A 20,481-nucleotide genomic window follows, 5' to 3' on the forward strand; every position below is an offset into this window, starting at 1 on the left:
AGGCGAATTTTCCGAGTTTGAGGTCAATCATGTGCGACCTCCATTCCGTGGGCGCCACCCAACATCAGGCCTATTTCGTCGACGGTCAGCCCGGCTGCTGGGCGCGGTGCGCTTAAGCGACCTTCGTTCAGCGCGGCAAAACTGTCCGAGATTTCCATCAGCTCATCCAGATCCTGACTGATACAGATCACCGCTGCACCCTTGGCAGCCAGATCCAGCAAGGATTGCCGGATGTCAGCTGCGGCTGCGGCGTCCACACCCCAGGTGGGCTGGTTTACCACCAGCACGTCGGGGTCTTGTAGCACTTCGCGGCCAATCACGAACTTTTGCAAGTTGCCGCCTGACAGGGATCGCGCTGCATTTTCAGGCCCAGGTGTGCGCACGTCAAAGGACTTGATCACCGTTTCGGCGAATTCCTTGGCTGCGCCCCAGTTCAGAAAACCATTGGTCTCCAAGTTCTGACGGACCGATCCGGTCAGCATGGCATTTTCCGTCAAGCTCATATCTGGCGCAGCCGCATGGCCCAATCGTTCCTCGGGGGCAGCAAGCACACCCAGACGGCGTCGCGCGACCGGGCCCAATTGACCAATGGCTTCACCATTCAGCTTGACTGCATCCGCTTCGGTGACTGTTTCACCGGACAATACGTTCAGCAATTCATCCTGGCCATTGCCAGCCACGCCGCCAATACCCAGCACTTCACCTTTGCGCACCGTTAGGTGCACGTTTTTCAGCGCTGTGCCAAAGGCCGAGGGGGAGGGAACCGAAAGGCCCGACACATCCATAGCCGCAGCACCAAATTCGCGACCCGACCGTTCTGGAGTGTGTAGGGTCGAGCCCACCATCAGCTCCGCCATGTCACGCGCCGAAGTCTCGGCCGGTGTACATTCACCGACGTTTTTACCCAGTCGTAGAATGGTGGCGTGATCACACAGGGTGCGGATCTCTTCCAGCTTGTGGCTGATGTACAGGATTGAGGTGCCTTCAGATCGCAATTTCTGCAGCGTCTGGAACAAGATCTCGACCTCTTGCGGTGTCAGCACTGATGTAGGTTCATCCATGATCAGCAGCTTGGGGTCTTGCAGCAGGCAGCGAATGATCTCGACCCTTTGGCGCTCGCCTGCCGACAGATCGCCAACTGTGCGGTAGGGGTCCAGAGGCAGACCATAGGCCTCAGAGACTTCGCGGATACGGGTAGCCAGATCCTTCATCGGCGGTGGGTTTTCCATGCCAAGCGCAATGTTTTCAGACACATTAAGGGCGTCGAACAGTGAAAAGTGCTGGAACACCATAGCAATGCCATCACCACGAGCCGCGCGGGGTTCAGGGGGGGCATAGGGTTGGCCCCGCAACAGCATCTGGCCGCTGTCAGGTTTCACCAATCCATAAATCATTTTCACTAGTGTGGATTTTCCGGCCCCGTTTTCCCCCAACAGCGCGTGGACTTCTCCCTCGCCGATATCGAAAGTCACAGTGTCGTTGGCCACCACTCCGGGGTAGGCCTTGGTCAGCCCTTGCAGGCTCAGCAATGGAACAGTCACGCGCGTCTATCCTTCTTTAACTCTTCCTTTGCGCCTGCGCGCAGAATTTCCCCTGCAACGCCGACCGCAATCATCTGCGGATGTTTGCCCAGTGACGGATCGCCAATGGGGCAAGTGATCCGGGCGATATGCCCGGCGCTGTGTCCCAACCCACCCAGCCGGGAGCGAAATCGCGCCCATTTGGTGGCTGAGCCGATGAGACCAGCAAAAGAAAATTCATGCTTCAACAAGGCGTGGCATAGCGCCAGATCGAGTGTGTGGGAATAGGTGAGTACCAAATGTTGAGCATTTTCAGGTGCGTGTGGAACCAAAAGCGTCGGGTCAGAGGCCGGAACAGCTGTTACGCCTTCTGCAATGTTCTCCGGAAAACGCTCAGGTGCGGTATCCACCCAGGTGATGTCCAAGTCTGGCAGGGGGGACAGCACATCAACTAGGGCACGACCCACGTGTCCGGCGCCCCAGATCCACAAAGGTGTGTCGGGCTTGTGCACGGGTTCAATCATCCAACCATCGATCAGCTGCGGGACGGGGCGCTGGCCTTGATTGCGCAGTTTTGTCAACACGCGTGTGACGGACATCGGCACTGGGGCAGGGTCCGCTGGTCGGGCGATGAGTTCCTCGTCCAGTGCTGCCACTTTCGCTGCATCGTAGACTTCGCTCAGCAGAAAAACGACACCGCCACAGCATTGGCCCAGATCGGGGCCAAGCGCGTGTTTGCTCAGCACCCGGTCTTTGGACTGTGAACGGGCTGTCTCGGCGGCCTCATATTCCAATGTGCCGCCGCCGATGGTTCCGGACTGGCCCGAAGACCAGACCAGCATCGCCGCACCGACTTCGCGAGGGGAGGAGCCACGAATGTCGGCGATGACAACCCGGGTGACACGCCCATGGGCGGTCACCGCGGATTTCAGACCCTGTAGGTCAAACCCCATCACGGACCCTCCGGATCGTGGTATAGACCTGTTCAGCCGTTGCGGGCGCATCCAGCGCCGGATAGGCATCGCCAAAAGCCGATACCGCATCGCTGAGCGCCAGGAAGGTCGAGATGCCTAGGTTAAACGGCGGTTCGCCCACGGCCTTGGACCGATAAATCGTATCCTCGGGGTTGCGGCCATCCCACAGATCTACGTTGAACACATCGGGACGGTCGGAACAGGCAGGGATTTTATAGGTCGACGGCGCATGGGTGCGCAGGCTGCCTTTGTCATCCCAGACCAGTTCCTCGGTGGTCAGCCATCCGGTGCCCTGTACATAGGCACCTTCGACCTGGCCGATGTCCAGATCCGGGTTCAGCGATGCGCCGGCATCATGCAGGATATCGGTGCGCAGGATGCGATTTTCACCAGTCAGCTGGTCCACCACCACTTCGGTAATGGCCGCGCCATATGAGAAGTAGAAGAACGGACGTCCCTGGCCCTTGATCCGGTCCCATTTCACCTTGGGGGTTTTGTAGTACCCGGTTGACGACAGGCTGATACGTCCCTGATAGCACTGCGAGGCGGCTTCCTCAAAAGTCATCACATCGTCACCGATGATCACTTGACCATCTTCGAATTTGACAGCTTTGGCATCACACTGGTGGCGCTCGGACAGGAACTCGGCCATGCGGTCACGGATGGTGTCACAGGCAGCCTTGACCGCCATGCCGTTCAGGTCTGACCCGGACGAAGCCGCGGTGGCCGAGGTGTTGGGCACTTTGGCGGTGTCGGTGGCGGTGATCTTGATCACATCCATGCCAACGCCAAAGCGCGACGCTGCCACTTGCGCCACCTTTTGGAACAGGCCCTGACCCATTTCGGTGCCGCCGTGGTTCAGGTGAACCGAGCCATCCTGATAGACATGCACCAGTGCACCCGCCTGGTTGAGGTGGGTGAGGGTGAAGGAGATGCCAAATTTGACCGGCGAGAAGGCGATGCCGCGCTTGAGCCGGGACTGGCCCTTGTTCCACTCGGCAATTTCAGCCTTGCGGGCAGCATAGTCTGAGGTTTCAAGCAGCTGATCGGTCATGCCGTGCAGCTCAAAATCGGTGACTTCCATGCCATATGGCGTGGTGTTGTCAGCCCGAACCCGGTTGTTGGGCGCGTCATAGTAGTTGCGTTTGCGCAGCTCGACCGGATCCAGCCCCAGATCATGGGCAATGTGATCCATCACGCGCTCGATCCCAACCATCCCCTGAGGGCCACCAAATCCGCGATAGGCGGTGGCGCTTTGGGTGTTGGTTTTCAAGCGGTGGCTTTCAATGCGAATGGCCGGGATGGCATAGGCGTTGTCGGCGTGCAGCATGGCGCGGTCGGCCACGGGCAGGGACAGATCCTGCGCCCAGCCGCAGCGGGTCATGTGATGGAATTCGACCCCCAGCAGCTGGCCGTCATTATCAAAACCAGCGCGGTAGGTGATGCGGAACTCGTGCCGTTTGCCGGTGATGATCATGTCATCGTCACGGTCATAACGCATCTTGCAGGGCTTGCCAGTGTGGCGTGCGGCAATGGCACAGGAGACCGCCAGCGCGTTGCCCTGGCTTTCCTTGCCGCCAAAACCGCCACCCATACGGCGGGTTTCAACCCGGACTGCATGCATTGGCAGGCCGATGGCCTCTGCCACCTTGTGCTGGATCTCGGTTGGGTGCTGGGTCGAGCTGGACACCAGCATGTCGCAGCCTTCTTGCGGCAGGGCCAAAGCGGCCTGACCTTCAAGATAGAAGTGCTCTTGGCCGCCGATCTCGAACGTGCCTTTGACACTGCGTGGGGCAGCATCAATCGCGGCGGCGGGATCACCCTTGGTGTAGATTCGCGGGCCATCCTCAAACCGGCTGTTGGCCGCCATCGCCTCGTCCATGGTCAGAATCGGGGTTTCTTCGACATAGTCGATCTTACCCTTTTTCGCGGCGGCACGGGCAAGGTTGTGGCCTGTGGCGACAACCAGGAACACCGGCTGACCGACATGATTAACGGTGCCGTCAGACAGCAGCGGTTCGTCGTGGATCGACGGCGAAACATCATTGGTAAAGGGCAGGTCGTCGGCGGTCAGCACTGCAACCACGCCTTTGCTGGCCTTGACCTCGGACAGGTCCATTGACTGGATCCGGCCCTTGGCAATGGGAGAGGTGCCAAAGGCCAGATGCAGGCAGTCAACGGGCATTGGTATGTCGTCGATATAACGGGCTTTGCCGGTCACATGCAGCAGGGCTGCGTCATGGGGCAAGGGCTTGGCGACGGGGCCTTTGTTGCTCAGGTCGTTCATATCGCCACCTCCAGAACCGAGGTCGTTTCGCCGTTCATCTCGGCAAAATAGCGAGCCAGCAGATTGCTGGCGCTGTCCAGGCGATAGTCAGCCGAGGCACGCATGTCGGTCATTGGGGTGTAGTCCTTGCCAAATTCAGCCATGGCTTTGGTGACGGTCTCTTCGGTCCAGGGTTGGCCGATCAAGGCGTTTTCAACGTGGGTGGCACGGTGCGGGGTACCCGCCATGCCGCCAAATGCGATACGGGCAGAGGCAACGGTGCCGTTGTCCACGGTTACGTTAAAGGCACCCAGCACGGCCGAGATGTCTTGGTCAAACCGTTTGGAGATTTTGTAGACGCGCAGGGTGTCGGCTTGGCGCGGGAAACTGACGGCCTCGACAAATTCACCCGCTGCACGGTCCTGCTTACCGTATTCGATAAAGAAGTCTTCGAGCGCGATGTCGCGGCGGCTGTCACCTTTGCGCAGATGCAGAGTGGCCCCCAGAGCGATTAGAGCTGGCGGGTTATCCCCGATGGGTGAGCCATTGGCGATATTGCCACCAACCGTGGCGGCGTTGCGGACTGGCATCGAGGCATAGCGGCGGATCATTTCACCGTATGATGGGTGCAGCGGTTCGATCACCTCGCGCATGGCGTTCATGTCGACCATGGCTCCCAGACGGACACGAGTGTCCGTGACCTCGATCTGTTTCAGATCGGCGCAGCCTTCGAGGAAGATCACCGGATCCAGCTGGCGCATGCCCTTGGTGACCCAAAGGCCCACATCGGTGGCACCCGCGACCAGAACTGCATCTGGGTTGTCGGCATAGACCTTGGCCAGCTCATCGGATGAGCGCGGCGAAAATTCACCAGCGTTGGCTGGGGCAGGCAGCTCGGTGCCTTCTTTCTTGATCCAGACGGGAACTGGCTGTTCCTCAACTGCTTCGGCGGCGCGGATGATTGGGGCATAGCCGGTGCAGCGGCACAGGTTGCCGGCCAGTTGGTCGTCGTGATCGGTGGCGCCGTTTTTGTGGGCGGTGACCATCGACATCACAAAACCCGGCGTGCAGAAGCCGCACTGCGAGCCGTGATGGGTGATCATTTCCTGCTGCACCGGGTGCAGTTCACCAGTGTCGCTGGCGACACCTTCGACGGTGCGCACGGATTTGCCGTTAAGCTGTGGCAGGAATAGAATGCAGGAGTTGAGGGATTTGGAGCCGTTGGGATCCGTCACCATAACTGTACAGGCGCCGCAATCGCCTTCGTTGCAGCCTTCTTTGGTTCCTGTAAGGTGGCGCTCTTCTCGAAGCCAATCCAACAGCGTCACTGTCGGCTCTGCGTCCGGCAGCGTTACCTCCTCACCGTTTAAGTGAAAGGTGATTGTCATTGTTGAAACCCGTCGCGTTACATTGTTTTGCCGAATTGCCATCCTTCGATGCGACGTAGAAGAAATGGCGGGCATTGTCGCTTGCTGTCCTTAGCGTAGAAAGCAGATCCTTAGTCTGGCAAGGAAAAGTCACTCTGCGCTGCAGTATTACGAGGTGAATTGATGTGTCCAAAAGACCAATTTTTAGGTTGTTCCCGTTAAATTTCATAGAGTTGAGGGATTTTCTCTTCTTAACGCTTATATAACACTTTCAACAAAAGCAGAACAATGGGCGTGGATATTCTGTCAAAATGAGGGCGAAGCGACTCGGATAATCAGCTTTCACAGGGTGTCCGCAATGGGCTAACTTGCCTTTATGACCCAAACTCCTCGATTCATTCACCTGCGCTCCCACACCGAATACTCCCTTCTAGAGGGGGCGTTGCGGCTAAAAAAGCTGCCTGATTTGTGCAAAAAGCATGACATGCCCGCGATTGCGGTGACGGACAGTAACAACCTGTTTTCGGCGTTGGAATTTTCCGTTTCAGCCAGTGGTGCTGGTGTGCAGCCAATCATTGGCTGCCAGATGGATTTGCGGTTTGCCGAACCCGCACCGGGTGAGCGGCCCCGGCCTCCTGCGTCTATGGTGCTCTTGGCGCAGAACGAGACGGGTTATGAGCATCTGATGAAGCTGAACTCTTGCCTGTATATGCGGCAGGGGAGCGAGTTACCCTATGTGACGCTGGATGAACTGGAGGTGAATTCCGGTGGTGTCATCTGTCTAACCGGTGGACCAAACGGCCCTGTGGGGCAGCTGTTGCAGATGGGACAGCGGCCCGCCGCGCAAGAGCTGATGGACCGGCTCAAGGCGATATTCCCTGACCGGCTGTATGTGGAGCTGCAACGCCATCCGGGTGAAGGTGGCCAGCCCGAAGCGGAGAAACTGACCGAACGTGGCCATGTGGAAATGGCCTATGCGATGGATCTGCCGCTGGTCGCGACCAATGATGTCTATTTCCCCAATACCGAGATGTACGAAGCCCATGATGCGATGATCTGTATAGCCGAGGGCGCCTATGTTGATCAGGTCGAAGGACGGCGCAGGCTGACTGCGCAGCATTACTTCAAGAGCCAAGAGGAAATGGTCACGCTGTTTGCCGACCTGCCCGAAGCAATTGAGAACACAGTTGAGATAGCCAAGCGCTGTGCCTTTAAGGCCTATTTACGTGATCCGATCCTGCCCAAGTTTGCCGATGACGAGGTTGCTGAACTGCGTCGTATCGCCAACGAAGGCCTGCAAAAGCGCCTCTCAGTGATCCCGCACGCGGTGACGGTTGAGGAATACCAAAAACGGCTCGATTTCGAGCTGGATATCATCGAAGGCATGGGATTCCCCGGTTACTTTCTAATCGTTGCCGATTTTATTCAGTGGGCCAAGGATCACGACATTCCCGTGGGGCCGGGGCGCGGTTCGGGTGCGGGGTCGCTGGTGGCCTATGCGCTGACGATTACCGACCTTGACCCGCTGCGCTATTCGCTGCTGTTCGAACGCTTCCTAAACCCAGAACGGGTATCTATGCCCGACTTCGACATCGACTTTTGCATGGATCGCCGTGAAGAGGTGATCAAATACGTGCAAGAGAAGTACGGTCGCGACAAGGTTGGGCAGATCATCACCTTTGGTGCGCTGCTGTCCAAGGCGGCGGTGCGCGACATGGGGCGGGTGCTACAGATGCCCTATGGCCAAGTGGACCGGCTGTCCAAGCTGATCCCGGTTGAAGGCGTCAAGCCGATGTCCATCGTGGACAGCCTGAAGGAAGAGCCGCGCTTGCGAGAAGAGGCCCGCAACGAAGAGGTTGTGGACCGGCTGCTGAAGTACGGCATGCAGGTCGAAGGTCTGTTGCGCTCTGCTGGTACTCACGCGGCGGGGGTAGTGATTGGCGACCGGCCGCTGGATGCGCTGGTGCCGCTGTACCGCGATCCGCGATCCGACATGCCGGCGACCCAGTTTAACATGAAATGGGTGGAACAGGCCGGGCTGGTCAAGTTTGACTTTTTGGGTCTGAAAACCCTGACCGTGATTCAAAGTGCGGTGGATTTGATCAAGGGCGAGGGGCGTGATCTGCATATTGCCGCTGATGGCACCCAGCTGTATGATCCACCCGAAGGCGCGGTGAACGAAATCAACGCCATCCCGTTGGATGATATCCCCACCTATAAGCTTTATGCAGCCGCTAAAACGGTGGCGGTATTCCAGGTGGAATCCAGCGGTATGATGGATGCGCTAAAGCGGATGAAGCCCAACTGTATCGAGGACATCGTGGCGCTGGTGGCGCTATATCGTCCTGGCCCGATGGAAAACATCCCGACCTATTGTGAGGTCAAGAACGGGCTGAAAGAGATCACCTCGGTTCACCCGCTGATCGACCACCTGCTGGCCGAAACCCAAGGTATCATCATCTACCAGGAACAGGTGATGCAGATTGCCCAGGTGATGGCGGGTTATAGCCTTGGCGGGGCTGACCTGTTGCGCCGTGCGATGGGTAAGAAGATCAAAGAGGCGATGGACGCTGAACGTCCGAAGTTTGAAAAGGGCGCGGCGGCAAATGGCGTGCCGCCCAAAAAGGCCTCGGAAGTGTTCGACCTGTTGGAAAAATTCGCCAACTACGGGTTCAACAAATCCCACGCGGCGGCATATGCAGTGGTGTCCTACCAGACCGGCTGGCTCAAGGCGAACCACCCGGTGGAGTTCATGGGCGGGGTGATGAACTGCGATATTCACCTGACCGATAAGCTGGCGGTGTTTTTCGAAGAGGTGAAAAAGGGGCTGGGTCTGCCCTATATTCCGCCCTGCGTGAACCGCTCGGAGGCGATGTTCAACGTAATCGATGGGGTGTTGATCTACGCGCTGGGCGCGTTGAAAAACGTCGGCGTTGAGGCGATGAAGCTGGTGACCGATGCGCGTCGTGCCTATGGCGAGGATCGACCCTTTGCGACCCTGTATGACTTTGCCCGCAGGGTGGATTTGAAAAAAGTAGGCAAGCGGCCATTGGAAATGCTGGCACGGGCTGGGGCCTTTGACCAGCTGGACCCTAACCGCCGCCGGGTGTTTGACAGCTTGGAACCCTTGGTCAGCTACTCGAATGCGATCCATGAGCAGAAGAATTCAAACCAGGTATCGCTGTTTGGCGATGCGGGTGAGGATCTGCCCGAACCGCGTATGTCCGGCACACCGGATTGGTTGCCTGCTGAACGGTTGAGCGAAGAGTTCAAGGCGATTGGCTTTTATCTGTCTGGCCACCCGTTGGATGACTACATGCCCGCGTTGAAACGCAAAGGCGTGATGACGCTGGATGAGGTTCTTGAAAAGGCCAAGCGTGGGCCGTTTCTAGCCAAGATGGCGGGGGTTGTCGCTGGATGTCAGGAGCGTAAATCGGCGCGTGGCAACCGCTTTGCCTTTGCCCAACTATCGGATACGACTGGCGGGTTTGAGATTACGCTATTTTCCGAAGCGCTAGAGAAAAGCCGCGAACATCTGGTGACCGGTGGCAAGGTTGTGCTGAGCGCCGAGGCGACGGTGGAAGCTGACCAGCTGAAACTGCTGGCGCGATCTGTCGGCCCCATTGACGCTGCTGTGGCTGATGCCGGTAATAGTAGTCTGCGGGTTTATGTGACCGAACCTGCCGCAGTGGCGACCGTGGCGACGGTGCTGGAAGAGGCCCGCGCTGCGGCCAAGAACGCCAGCCGTGGCGAGGTGCTGATGTACCTGCGTGACTCTACTTTGCCAGGGGATGTGGAACTGGATTTGGGGCAGTACTTCCCGATCAATCCGCAGATCAAAGGTGCGATTAAATCGCTTGATGGCGTGGAGGATGTTGAAGAGATTTAGGCTGGGGGGCTTCGTTCAACTGAGGGACGTGCCTGACCTTGGGGAGGTGCAAAGCGCCTTCCCGGGGGGGGGAGGTCAGGCGCGGCCCGGCGGTGCCGGGCTTCCAATTCTAGGCGTTTCTCTGAGGCCACAACCGGGATTCGTGCTCTGTTGGAAGCGTGGCTGGGCAGTTTCCCACCCAGCCTCTCCCTATCGGACGTCGCTTGATTGCTGGCGCCTTGAGGAGGCAACGCAGGCAATCCGTCTCTTTTAGGGGTGAGCAGTTACAATACTTGGATGGTTTGTTTCTGATCACCTTATGGCCCTCACAATGCTGCCCTGCGGCGTGAGCGCAATCAAGTTCGGGTGGTTTTCCTTTCCCCGAACTTGGATTGGTGTTTTTTTGGACTGGAAATTCTTGCGGTGGTCACGTTTTGGGCAGGTTGCGTTTGGTGCGAGTGTGCAGATGAATTTGGGGAGCTGGATAGTCGGGCCTTGTGATGCTGTGAAGCAGATGTCGCTGGTTCCTGATAATGTGATTAAACCTGCCTTTAACCTTGGAATGCGATCTTGTGGGCTATAGGTGTATCTGAGTCGCATATTGTAAACCAGATGAGTGTTTCATGACCAAACTTGAGATTATGCAGAGTTGGTTTTCCCGGATTTGGGAAGATGCAGATGTGTCGGCGCTAGATGATTTACTGTCGCCTGAAGTTGGTGAAGACACGGTGTTCGACGGTGTTATTGCGCCGCGAAGTGAGCTGCCGGAGTTGGTCAAGATCATGCATAGCTTGGTTGGGCCGATGCGGTTCAGCATTTCCCGATGTCTGGAAGATGGGGATTGGTGCAGCATTGATTATGAAATGACGGCGGATGGTCTGGGTGGTGTGACGCCGGTGCGTGCGGGCGGGCTGATGATGGCGCGGATCAAGGATAACCGCATTGTTGAGATGACCACCAAGTTTGATGGTTTCGCTTTGTTTGAGCAGTTGGGGCAGTTGCCCAATGATGCCCTGATGGCTTGTTTGACAGGGCAAAAACTCCGCTGGGCCTAGTGGTGTAGGTGCTTGCGCTCCTCAAGCAAGTCTTAGTGAAGACCAGAATAGTGGTCTTCTCGATCTGTGTTCTGTTAACGTCCGACATTTTGGTGCCTCTATAAGTTGGCAATCAATCAACTTATGGAACTTTGAGCTTGGCGACGTCTTTGACCAGCCGTAGGGCCTCTTTGCGCTCTTTCAGGAGCGACTTCATTGCTTTTTGCAACTGTTTTCTGACTTTCCCAATTGCAGTCAGAACGCCCGTAACTTGGTCGAACCAGCCAAATGCCATGCTCAGAACCAACCGGAATTTGTTGAAAACTGCCAACACAGCATCCAGAATGCCAAGTTCTTTCCACAGGTCAGTGATCAGCCCGACAATTTTCGTGAAGGTTTCGACGTACTTGCGCACGACGGTTTTCAAAAACCGAATGACCTCGTTTTTGTCGGCCTTTTTGCGGATGGTTGCCAGAATACGCTTACCCAGTTGGATGATATCTTTTAGCAATTTTTCAATTGGTGACAGAAAGTTCAAGATGGCGCGGATCGTATCGGTAAGCTGGCTAATGACCTTTTTGCCAACTGTTTGGGCTAGATCTTTAGCTGCCGAAAGTACGTTTTTCAAAAATTTCTGCAATGGCGTCAGGTAGGATTTTACCCGCTTCCATACCGATTTATAAAAATTGAGCACGCGTTTTTGGTGCTCGACGATTGCCTCTTCGACAAACTTTACCGGATCATTGGATGGTGCCATGGCACATCTCCTTGAAATACTCGTACACAAAACACAGGGCTGGCGAGCCAGCGTCAGAAAACAAGTTCAGCCTGTGTCGCGGTCCGTTAGAAATCAAGGGGAATATAAATGGGTCAAAACCCTGATTGATTAATAGTGTGGTGGGCGTTCGTTGCCAAATGTGGCGCTGCCGCCTGCATCCTGATCGCGGCCAGCTTCTCGTTGCATCAACATCTGTACGCGCCGGGTCAGCGTGGCAATTTCACTTTGCTGCTTGGCCATTACATCGCTCATGTCTTCGACCGTGCGGGTCAGATGGGCGATTTGTTCTTCTAGGTCTTGCATGGGGCTCTCCTGCGGATGGTAGGGCTGTCATAGGCGGGAAAGGTTGATGGGGCAACGGTCTGCCACTGCCTATACCTTGCTGTTGTTACATGCATCGGATAGACCGCGCGGCGACACCACTCCCAAAGGGACCATACCCATGGCTAAGCAAAAGAAAGCCCCACGCCCCAAGGCCCAGACGCCCAAGGGGTTCCGCGATTATTTCGGCGCCGAGGTCACTCAGCGCACCGAGATGCTGCATGCGATTGCCGGGGTCTATCATCGCTATGGGTTTGAAGCGCTGGAAAGTGCCGCTGTTGAGACGGTCGAGGCGCTGGGCAAGTTCCTGCCTGACGTTGATCGTCCGAACGAGGGTGTGTTTGCCTGGCAAGAGTTTGACGAAAAAGAGAACGGCGATTGGATGGCGTTGCGCTATGACCTGACGGCGCCATTGGCACGGGTCTATGCCCAACACCGCAATGACCTGCCGACACCCTATCGCCGTTTTGCAATGGGGCCGGTGTGGCGTAATGAAAAGCCGGGACCAGGGCGCTATCGCCAGTTCTATCAGTGTGATGCGGATACTGTCGGCACCGCGTCGATGGCGGCAGATGCCGAGATCTGCATGATGCTATCGGATACGTTGGAAACCGTCGGCATACCTCGCGGCGACTATCTGGTGCGTATCAACAACCGTAAAGTTCTGAACGGTGTGCTGGAGGCCATGGGCCTAGCGGCGGATGATCCTAAGCGTGACGACGTGCTGCGGACCATCGACAAGTTCGACAAGGTGGGCGAAGCCGGTGTGCGGCAACTGTTGACCAAGGGGCGGCTGGATGCTTCGGGGGCCTATATCGACGGTGTTGGTCTGTCCGATGAACAAGCTGCACCGGTGCTGGCTTTCTTGACCTCAAAGGCGACTGATGCAGCTGGCACGCTGGATAATCTGCGGTCTGCGGTTGGCGAAAGTAAGGTGGGTGCCGAAGGCATTGCCGAGCTGGAACAGATCGGTGAATTGCTGGCTGCCGGTGGCTATGGTCCGGACCGGATTGAGATTGATCCATCCGTTGTACGTGGTCTGGGTTATTACACTGGCCCGGTCTACGAGGCTGAGCTGACCTTTGAAATTCTAGACGACAAGGGGCGCAAGCGGCAGTTTGGGTCTGTTGCCGGCGGTGGACGCTATGACGACCTGGTCAAACGCTTCACCGGGCAAGAAGTGCCTGCCACTGGATTGTCCATTGGCGTGGATCGTCTGTTGGCGGCGCTGCGCGAGAAGGGTCGGATTACCGCCGATCCTAAGGGGCCGGTTGTGGTCACTGTGATGGATAAGAAACGCATGGCGGACTATCAGGCCATGGTGGCCGAGCTGCGCAATGCGGGCATCCGGGCCGAAGTTTATCTGGGCAACCCCAAGAACTTTGGCAACCAGCTGAAATATGCAGACAAGCGGAACTCGCCCATCGCCATTATCGAAGGTGGCGACGAGAAGGAAAAGGGCGTGGTGCAGATCAAGGACCTGATCCTTGGTGCCAAAATTGCCGAAAGTGCAACGCTGGAAGAATGGAAAGAGCGCCCCAGCCAGTTTGAAGTCCCGCGCGACCAACTGGTTGCTAAGGTACGTGAAATTCTGGATGGGCAGGATCAGTAATGCCAAATCGTTCTGATATTCAGGCCCGCGCCGCCCGGCTGCGCGTGAGTTTTGAAGCTGCAGGGGGGCTGGTGGTTGATCCGCCCCTGTTGCAACCGGCTGGTACTTTGCTGGACCTATATGGCGAGGATATTCGTGCTCGTGCCTATGTGACCACTGATGCGCTGCGCGGTGAGCAGATGCTGCGCCCGGATTTCACGGTCCCTGTTGTGCAGATGCATATGCGCGACGGTGCCGAACCAGCACGTTATACCTACTCGGGTGAAGTGTTCCGGCGTCAGGAATTAGATCCAGATCGGATGAATGAATATGTTCAGGTTGGGTACGAGATCTTTGATCGCGACAATCCGGCCTCGGCGGATGCCGAAGTGTTTGCGATGATTGCATTGCAGGTTCGAGGTTTGAACCTGCGGGCAGCCACCGGCGACATCGGTATATTGATGGCTGCTGTGCAGGGATTGAACACTACAGACCGACGCAAGGCCGCACTGATGCGCCATATCTGGAGACCACGCCGGTTTCGTGCCTTGCTGGACCGTTTCTCAGGTCGGGTCGAGCTGCCCGAGAGCCGCAAAAAACTATTGTCGACGGAAGGACCGTTGACAGGAACGTCGGTTGAAATCGGCAAGCGTAGCCGGGCTGAGATTGATGCGCGGGTTGAAGCCTTGCGCGAAGATGCGACAGTCGCGCCAATTTCCGAGAATGAAATGCTGGCGCTTGAGGCCCTGATGGCGGTGCGCGAAACTGTGCCCTATGCGTTGGAGCAGCTGCGCGATATCGCTGTTGACCTGCCCGCGATCACCCCAGCGCTGGATCGACTGGAAGCCCGCGCTGCGGCCTTAGCTGCGCGCGGTGTGTCAGTTGAAAACCTTGACTTTGAAGTCTCCTTTGGCCGGACTTCGATGGAATACTACGACGGGTTTGTCTTTGGGTTTTATGCCGAGGCACGCCCTGACTTGCCTCCTATTGCCAGTGGTGGCCGCTATGATGCGCTGACCCGACAGCTCGGGCAGGGGGCCGAAATCCCTGCTGTCGGTGGCGTGTTGCGCCCGGATTTGATCCTGATGTTAGAGGAGGCACAGTCATGAGCCTCAAACTGGGTGTGCCGTCCAAGGGACGGCTGATGGAAAAAACTTTCAAATGGTTTGAAAAGCGCGGTGTGACCCTGTCGCGCAGCGCTTCGGACCGGGAATATGCCGGTCGGGTCGACGGCGTTGATGGTGTTGATCTGGTACTGCTGTCTGCGGGTGAAATCCCGCGTGAATTGGCGGCGGGGCGTATTCATCTTGGTGTCACGGGAACGGATCTTGTGCACGAAAAACTGCCGCGGTGGGAACAGCAGGTCGAACAGGTCGAACCAATGGGCTTTGGACAGGCCGATCTGATCCTCGCGGTGCCGCAGTCCTGGGTGGATGTGGATACGGTGGATGATCTCGATGCGGTGGCTTCAGCGTTTCGGGCGCGGCACGGGCACCGGTTGCGGATCGCGACAAAATACCATCGATTGGTGCGGGAATTCCTCACCGACGGTGGTGTGGCTGATTACCAGTTGGTTGATAGCCAGGGGGCTACCGAAGGCACGGTCAAGAATGAGACTGCTGAAATGGTCGCGGATATCACCTCAACCGGAGAAACCCTGCGGGCCAACCACCTGAAGATCCTGAGCGACGGACCGGTGCTGAAGTCGCAGGCCACCCTGTGGCGCAGCCGGTCGGTTGTGATGACCGACAAAGAAAAGGCTGCGCTGAAGCAGATGTTGGCGCTTTTGCGCGGCGAATCCTAAGGTTAGATTTAATGGCGTTGCCGGAGGTTTCCCGGTTCGGTAACGCCACTCTCTATAGCACACCAATTTCAGCTAACGCCTGGTTCAATTCGGGCGGTAGGCTATCCTCGGCGCTGGCCCCTTCACGCAAGTCAGGGGGGCTGTCCTCTGGTTTGAGGTAGCGCCAGCCTTGAAAGGGGCGGCGCAGGGCGCTTTGGGTGCGGTGAATTTCTGGGTCCAGCACAAAGGCGCAGCGCCGAATGCCGTCTTCACCAATCACCTCATCAAATCGCAGGATACGCTGACGGCACTGAATGGCGCCTTTGATCACCCAATAAATGGACCCACCTGCGACGATTTCAACCTCGCGCTTGGGCCACATGCGGGTAACATGACGTGGCAAATCATCCGGGGATTGCGCGCGCCGCATTTCCTGCCACGCGGTCAAAGTTTCTACACTTTCTGACCCGACCGAAAGCTTGATTAGATTGATAGTGTTATCCACAGGTCATCCCCAGAGTCGTCCCCAAATCGTCCGTATATTGTAGTCACTCCCTTGGGGGAAACAAGGTATTGTGGTACACTCCTCAGGAAAATGCGCCGCAGTCGTCGATTCCAAGTTGAGACATGGGCCTTGCCTGTGTATCGAGATCGTTCCTCAAGCCTAAAGGGATTCGCTAAATGAGCCGCTTTGCTGCCCCCATCGCCGCACAAATCTGGGATATGAAATACCGTTTCAAAGAAGCAGACGGTACGCCCATTGATACCACAGTTGAAGACAGCTGGCGGCGGATCGCCCGCGACCTGGCTAAGGTGGAAAAAGACCCAGCGGCTTGGGAAAATACGTTTTATGCGGCGCTGGATGATTTCAAATATCTACCAGCTGGGCGGATCACTGCCGGTGCCGGTACTGCGCGTCAAGTGACCCTGTTCAATTGCTTTGTCATGGGTACCGTACCGGACAGCATGTCGGGCATCTTTGAAATGTTGAAAGAAGCGGCGCTGACCATGCAGCAGGGCGGCGGGATCGGTTACGATTTCTCAACCATTCGACCCCGTGGCGCGGATGTCAAAGGTGTCGCGGCTGATGCCTCGGGTCCGCTGTCATTTATGGATGTCTGGGATGCAATGTGCCGCACCATTATGTCGGCGGGCTCACGCCGGGGCGCGATGATGGCGACCATGCGCTGCGATCACCCGGATATCGAAGATTTCATCACTGCCAAGTCTGACTCGGCCCGCCTGCGTATGTTCAACATGTCGGTGCTGATTACTGATGATTTCATGGATGCAGTCAAGGCAGATGGCTCGTTTGAGCTGCAGTTTGGCGGTAAAGTCTATCAAACCGTTCAGGCGCGTGATCTGTGGAACAAGATCATGCAGGCAACCTATGACTATGCCGAGCCGGGTGTGATCTTTATTGATCGTATCAACAAGGCCAACAACCTGTCTTATGTTGAAAAGATTGCCGCCACCAATCCCTGTGGTGAGCAGCCACTGCCACCTTATGGTGCTTGCCTGCTGGGCTCGATTAATATGGCCCGCCTTGTGGCCAATCCGTTTGAGACAAATGCTGCGATGGACGAAGTCGCCATGCAAGAGCTGGTCACCACCGCCGTGCGGATGATGGACAACGTGGTGGATGCGTCAAAGTTTCCACTACCCGAACAGCAGGCCGAGGCCCTGGCCAAGCGCCGGATTGGGCTGGGTGTGACTGGTCTGGCTGATGCATTGCTGATGCTGGGCCTACGCTATGGATCAGACGAAGCGGCGCGTCAGACGGAAACTTGGTTCAAAGCAATCGCCCGCGCCGCCTATCTGGCGTCAGTGGACTTGGCCAAAGAAAAAGGTCCGTTCCCACTGTTTGATGCCGAGGCCTATCTGGCGTCGGGCAATATGATGAACATGGACGACGATGTACGTGACGCCATTCGCGAACATGGCATCCGCAACGCACTGCTGACCTCGATTGCCCCCACCGGCACAATTTCACTGTACGCAGGCAACGTATCCTCGGGCATCGAGCCTGTGTTTGCCTATGCCTATACCCGCAAGGTTCTGCAAAAAGACGGCAGCCGTACGGAAGAGGAAGTGGTGGATTACGCGGTGCAGATGTACCGTGAGAAATACGGCGCAGACGCCAAATTGCCAGGCTATTTTGTTAACGCCCAGACGCTGGCCCCTGCAGATCACGTCAAGATGCAGGCTGCGGCTCAGAAATGGATCGACAGTTCGATTTCTAAAACCATCAACTGCCCCGAAGACATCAGCTTTGATGAATTCAAAGAGGTCTACATGCAGGCCTGGGATCAGGGCTGTAAGGGCTGTACCACCTATCGTCCAAATGATGTGACGGGGTCGGTTCTGACCGTTTCGGAAAGCTCCGAAAAAGCCCCAGGTGAAACTGCCGATGCGCCACATGAAAGTGACAGCGCCGAGGTCGTTTATATGTCCGAACCTCTGGACCGTCCGCAAAGCCTGGAGGGGCATACCTACAAGCTGAAATGGCCGGATTCCGAGCACGCAATTTACCTGACCATTAACGATATTCTGTTGAATGGGCATCGTCGCCCGTTTGAGGTCTTCATCAACTCCAAAAACATGGAGCACTATGCCTGGACACTGGCGTTAACCCGAATGATTTCGGCTGTGTTCCGTCGCGGTGGCGATGTGTCCTTTGTGGTCGAAGAGCTGAAAGCGGTGTTTGATCCGCGCGGTGGCGCCTGGGTTCAGGGCAAATACATTCCGTCGATCCTGGCGGCCATTGGTGGCGTGATTGAGACCCATATGATCAACACTGGCTTTATCGAAGGGGAAGGTATGGGGCTAAAAGCCGATCCTACCGCCGAGGTGGTCAACCTGGGTGCACCGCGTGGCAAAGCCTGCCCTAGCTGTGGCCAGTTTGACATGCAAATGGTCGAAGGCTGTATGACCTGTCGAAGCTGTGGCCATTCCAAATGTGGCTAGTTTCGCGCTAACCGGTACACTGTTAAACCATGCATATATTGTCCAAATGGGTGAGTTAAGCCAGTTTTTACCGGCATAAAACGCCCAAAATTTCGCGAACCCTTGTTTTACTGGGGTTCGCGAACATCGCGAAACAGTGTTTTGCGAGAGCGCATTACCCTTAGTGCCAATCCTGCTGACCTTGACTGAATTTTGGTTTCGATCAATCTTTCTGCATGGATTCGAATAAGCTCATATCAATCATAGACGCCGTTTCTACTCGCTGAACGACCAGCTCAGCTGGTTGGTAATCCAATATCTGGATGCGTAGCATTCGAACCCACTTCGGGAGAACCAGAATGACATCAGTAAACAATACAGATGTCGAAGTAGACAATGAGCAGTTTCTGAAGCTCTGTGATCGCTTATCTGCCTACTTGCTCGAAACACGAAAACGAAATCTGGCGCGTGCTCTTATGGGAGATGATGAATTTTCTAACGGTATGGTTGGAGAAGACTTTACTAGCTTTGAACAGGATCTTACCCGTGGACTGCAACTGACGCCTTATGATCAGTTGCGAATTCAGTCACGTGTTCGGAACATCCTAAGACCGTCAAATTCTTGATCCGTTTGTCAAGAAAGGTGGGCCACCAACTTTCGTAGATAAACTTTGACCAATCAAGTTTCTTAGCGACCAGAACTCTTTCATGGCGAATAGTCCAGAACACCCTGTTCATCGTGTTGCCCTATCATCCACCTTGTAGCTGGCAGAAATGGGTCATTGTCGGCCCAAGGCCGAGTGTTCGTTTCGACCGTCTGGTGCTCGACGCGGCACTTCAGTACAAAGGTTCGCTATGAGCTTGGGAGCTGCCATTACACGCATTCTATATCAAAGGCAGGAGTGCGCAGAAAACGGGATGCAAAATTTGATCAGCTTCCGTTAGGCCAAATCTCAGATATCCGTAGCGAAGGTCTCTTTTAGATCGGGCGAAACATTCACACGCTTCGTCTTCATCGCTTTTTTGCGAGATACTCGAACTCTGTTTTTCCTGCTTTTATCGCCAGCTGCACCCAATCATTTTCCAGGTCAGGAATCTCGACTTTTTCTACGGTTACTTCAATTAAGCGCGTTGTATACTTGAGTGACTTTACCACTGTCTCGCCGAGGAAATTCAGGAAACGATCCTGATCTGGTGGGTAGTTCAGATCCGTCTCCCCTTCAAAAATCTTGTGGCCAGAGGATGGATCTGTGTAAGTATTTATTACAGTTTCAAGTACCCACCAAGACAGCAACAATGGTTGTCCAGATTCCTCTTTTCCCAGAGTAGTATAAGCATGCGGTTGCCACTCAAATGTCTTGGCGGTTAGATCTGGGACAAGATGGCCGACATACTTATTCCGGATATATTTGAAGAACTCGAATGCCTTGGAAAGTTCACTGTGCATTGTAGCGAGTTCAGGATGATCTTTGTAGAGCGTTCTCGAGATACCAGCGACATCAGCGACATTGGCGATCTCCAGCATGATATAGCGGAATAGTATTTGCCGCAGGCTGTGGGCCTCGATTGCTGCGTCAAGCCCTTCCTTGTCGAAGCCGACATTGTTTGCAGCGTTATGCGCTGTCTGTAATCCGTGTTGTGCTAACATCGCCGCAGAGCAAATATGTCGATAGTCCATTGTTCGTGATCATCTCAAGTTTATGCTCCGTAAGCAGGAACCTCTATTTTAATACATACAATCAAATATTTAATGTCAACTTGAACCACCGCATGTAAACTCGAAGAAGGCAATATAGCTACACGCCCTGTCCAACAGTCGGATTTGCGACATTGGGTGAATCTGGGGCGCTCTGACGTAGTTCATGTTCCCGAACATGCCACGGAATCTACTGACCGCTGCGATGACGGGCCGCGTCGCAGCATTGCAAGTTCGGGGCGACTGACCTGTATGGGCCGTTCGCTACATTTTTGAGTGAGTGAAATGGCCCAATTGCTGCACCATGCACATTTCGACTAGAAGGGTGGCAAGCAGA

15 protein-coding genes are annotated in these 20,481 nt (G+C 55.8%); 7 read left to right on the forward strand and 8 right to left on the reverse strand.

Annotation, left to right across the window (positions count from 1 at the left end; translation table 11 throughout):
* Positions 1 to 23 precede the first annotated feature (23 nt).
* The 4 genes from GO984_RS21240 to xdhA are packed head-to-tail and all read right to left on the reverse strand — an operon-like array spanning position 24 to position 6,148.
* Positions 24 to 1,541 (reverse strand): ATP-binding cassette domain-containing protein, encoded by a 1,518-nt coding sequence (locus GO984_RS21240; protein ID WP_167740461.1) that lies wholly within the window; start codon positions 1,539 to 1,541, stop codon positions 24 to 26.
* Entirely contained in the window at positions 1,538 to 2,473 is a 936-nt protein-coding gene (xdhC, locus tag GO984_RS21245; protein ID WP_157024560.1) for a xanthine dehydrogenase accessory protein XdhC, read from the reverse strand. The genes GO984_RS21240 and xdhC overlap by 4 nt, the downstream gene beginning before the upstream one ends.
* The gene (xdhB, locus tag GO984_RS21250; RefSeq protein WP_157024561.1) at positions 2,463 to 4,781 is read right to left on the reverse strand and encodes a xanthine dehydrogenase molybdopterin binding subunit; all 2,319 of its coding nucleotides are present in this window, start codon (positions 4,779 to 4,781) and stop codon (positions 2,463 to 2,465) included. Before xdhB ends, xdhC begins: the two co-directional genes overlap by 11 nt.
* Entirely contained in the window at positions 4,778 to 6,148 is a 1,371-nt protein-coding gene (gene xdhA, locus GO984_RS21255; protein ID WP_157024562.1) for a xanthine dehydrogenase small subunit, read from the reverse strand. The genes xdhB and xdhA overlap by 4 nt, the downstream gene beginning before the upstream one ends.
* A gap of 355 nt (positions 6,149 to 6,503) precedes the next feature.
* Between xdhA and dnaE the strand changes: the two genes are divergently transcribed.
* The gene (gene dnaE / locus GO984_RS21260; RefSeq protein WP_157024563.1) at positions 6,504 to 10,016 is read left to right on the forward strand and encodes a DNA polymerase III subunit alpha; all 3,513 of its coding nucleotides are present in this window, start codon (positions 6,504 to 6,506) and stop codon (positions 10,014 to 10,016) included.
* Between the two features lie 602 nt (positions 10,017 to 10,618).
* Positions 10,619 to 11,050, forward strand: a complete 432-nt coding sequence (locus GO984_RS21265) for a nuclear transport factor 2 family protein (RefSeq protein ID WP_157024564.1) — start codon at positions 10,619 to 10,621, stop codon at positions 11,048 to 11,050.
* A gap of 121 nt (positions 11,051 to 11,171) precedes the next feature.
* On the opposite strand, the gene GO984_RS21270 is transcribed toward GO984_RS21265, so the two are convergent.
* Both GO984_RS21270 and GO984_RS21275 read right to left on the reverse strand, forming a co-directional pair.
* The gene (locus GO984_RS21270) at positions 11,172 to 11,786 is read right to left on the reverse strand and encodes a hypothetical protein (protein ID WP_157024565.1); all 615 of its coding nucleotides are present in this window, start codon (positions 11,784 to 11,786) and stop codon (positions 11,172 to 11,174) included.
* A gap of 129 nt (positions 11,787 to 11,915) precedes the next feature.
* Positions 11,916 to 12,110 carry a SlyX family protein gene (locus tag GO984_RS21275; protein WP_138163709.1) on the reverse strand — a complete coding sequence of 65 codons (195 nt, stop codon included), beginning with the start codon at positions 12,108 to 12,110 and terminating at the stop codon, positions 11,916 to 11,918.
* Between the two features lie 139 nt (positions 12,111 to 12,249).
* Here GO984_RS21275 and hisS point away from each other — a divergent pair, with 139 nt between their 5' ends.
* The 3 genes from hisS to hisG are packed head-to-tail and all read left to right on the forward strand — an operon-like array spanning position 12,250 to position 15,523.
* Complete coding sequence (hisS, locus tag GO984_RS21280; protein ID WP_157024592.1) at positions 12,250 to 13,740, forward strand: histidine--tRNA ligase; 1,491 nt, start codon at positions 12,250 to 12,252, stop codon at positions 13,738 to 13,740.
* Positions 13,740 to 14,828, forward strand: coding sequence for an ATP phosphoribosyltransferase regulatory subunit (locus tag GO984_RS21285; protein WP_138163712.1), 1,089 nt, complete (start codon positions 13,740 to 13,742; stop codon positions 14,826 to 14,828). Before hisS ends, GO984_RS21285 begins: the two co-directional genes overlap by 1 nt.
* Positions 14,825 to 15,523 carry an ATP phosphoribosyltransferase gene (hisG, locus tag GO984_RS21290; protein WP_157024566.1) on the forward strand — a complete coding sequence of 233 codons (699 nt, stop codon included), beginning with the start codon at positions 14,825 to 14,827 and terminating at the stop codon, positions 15,521 to 15,523. Before GO984_RS21285 ends, hisG begins: the two co-directional genes overlap by 4 nt.
* 52 nt (positions 15,524 to 15,575) lie before the next feature.
* On the opposite strand, the gene GO984_RS21295 is transcribed toward hisG, so the two are convergent.
* Positions 15,576 to 16,007 (reverse strand): DUF1489 family protein, encoded by a 432-nt coding sequence (locus GO984_RS21295; protein ID WP_138163714.1) that lies wholly within the window; start codon positions 16,005 to 16,007, stop codon positions 15,576 to 15,578.
* Positions 16,008 to 16,183: 176 nt separating this feature from the next.
* Here GO984_RS21295 and GO984_RS21300 point away from each other — a divergent pair, with 176 nt between their 5' ends.
* The gene (locus GO984_RS21300; RefSeq protein ID WP_157024567.1) at positions 16,184 to 18,469 is read left to right on the forward strand and encodes an adenosylcobalamin-dependent ribonucleoside-diphosphate reductase; all 2,286 of its coding nucleotides are present in this window, start codon (positions 16,184 to 16,186) and stop codon (positions 18,467 to 18,469) included.
* Positions 18,470 to 18,807: 338 nt separating this feature from the next.
* Positions 18,808 to 19,074, forward strand: coding sequence for a hypothetical protein (locus GO984_RS21305; protein WP_157024568.1), 267 nt, complete (start codon positions 18,808 to 18,810; stop codon positions 19,072 to 19,074).
* A 386-nt stretch (positions 19,075 to 19,460) separates the two neighbouring features.
* On the opposite strand, the gene GO984_RS21310 is transcribed toward GO984_RS21305, so the two are convergent.
* Complete coding sequence (locus GO984_RS21310) at positions 19,461 to 20,126, reverse strand: hypothetical protein (protein WP_157024569.1); 666 nt, start codon at positions 20,124 to 20,126, stop codon at positions 19,461 to 19,463.
* Between the last annotated feature and the right edge of the window lie 355 nt (positions 20,127 to 20,481).

Origin of the sequence: Parasedimentitalea huanghaiensis, from assembly GCF_009753675.1 — a bacterium.
Taxonomy (GTDB): domain Bacteria; phylum Pseudomonadota; class Alphaproteobacteria; order Rhodobacterales; family Rhodobacteraceae; genus Parasedimentitalea; species Parasedimentitalea huanghaiensis.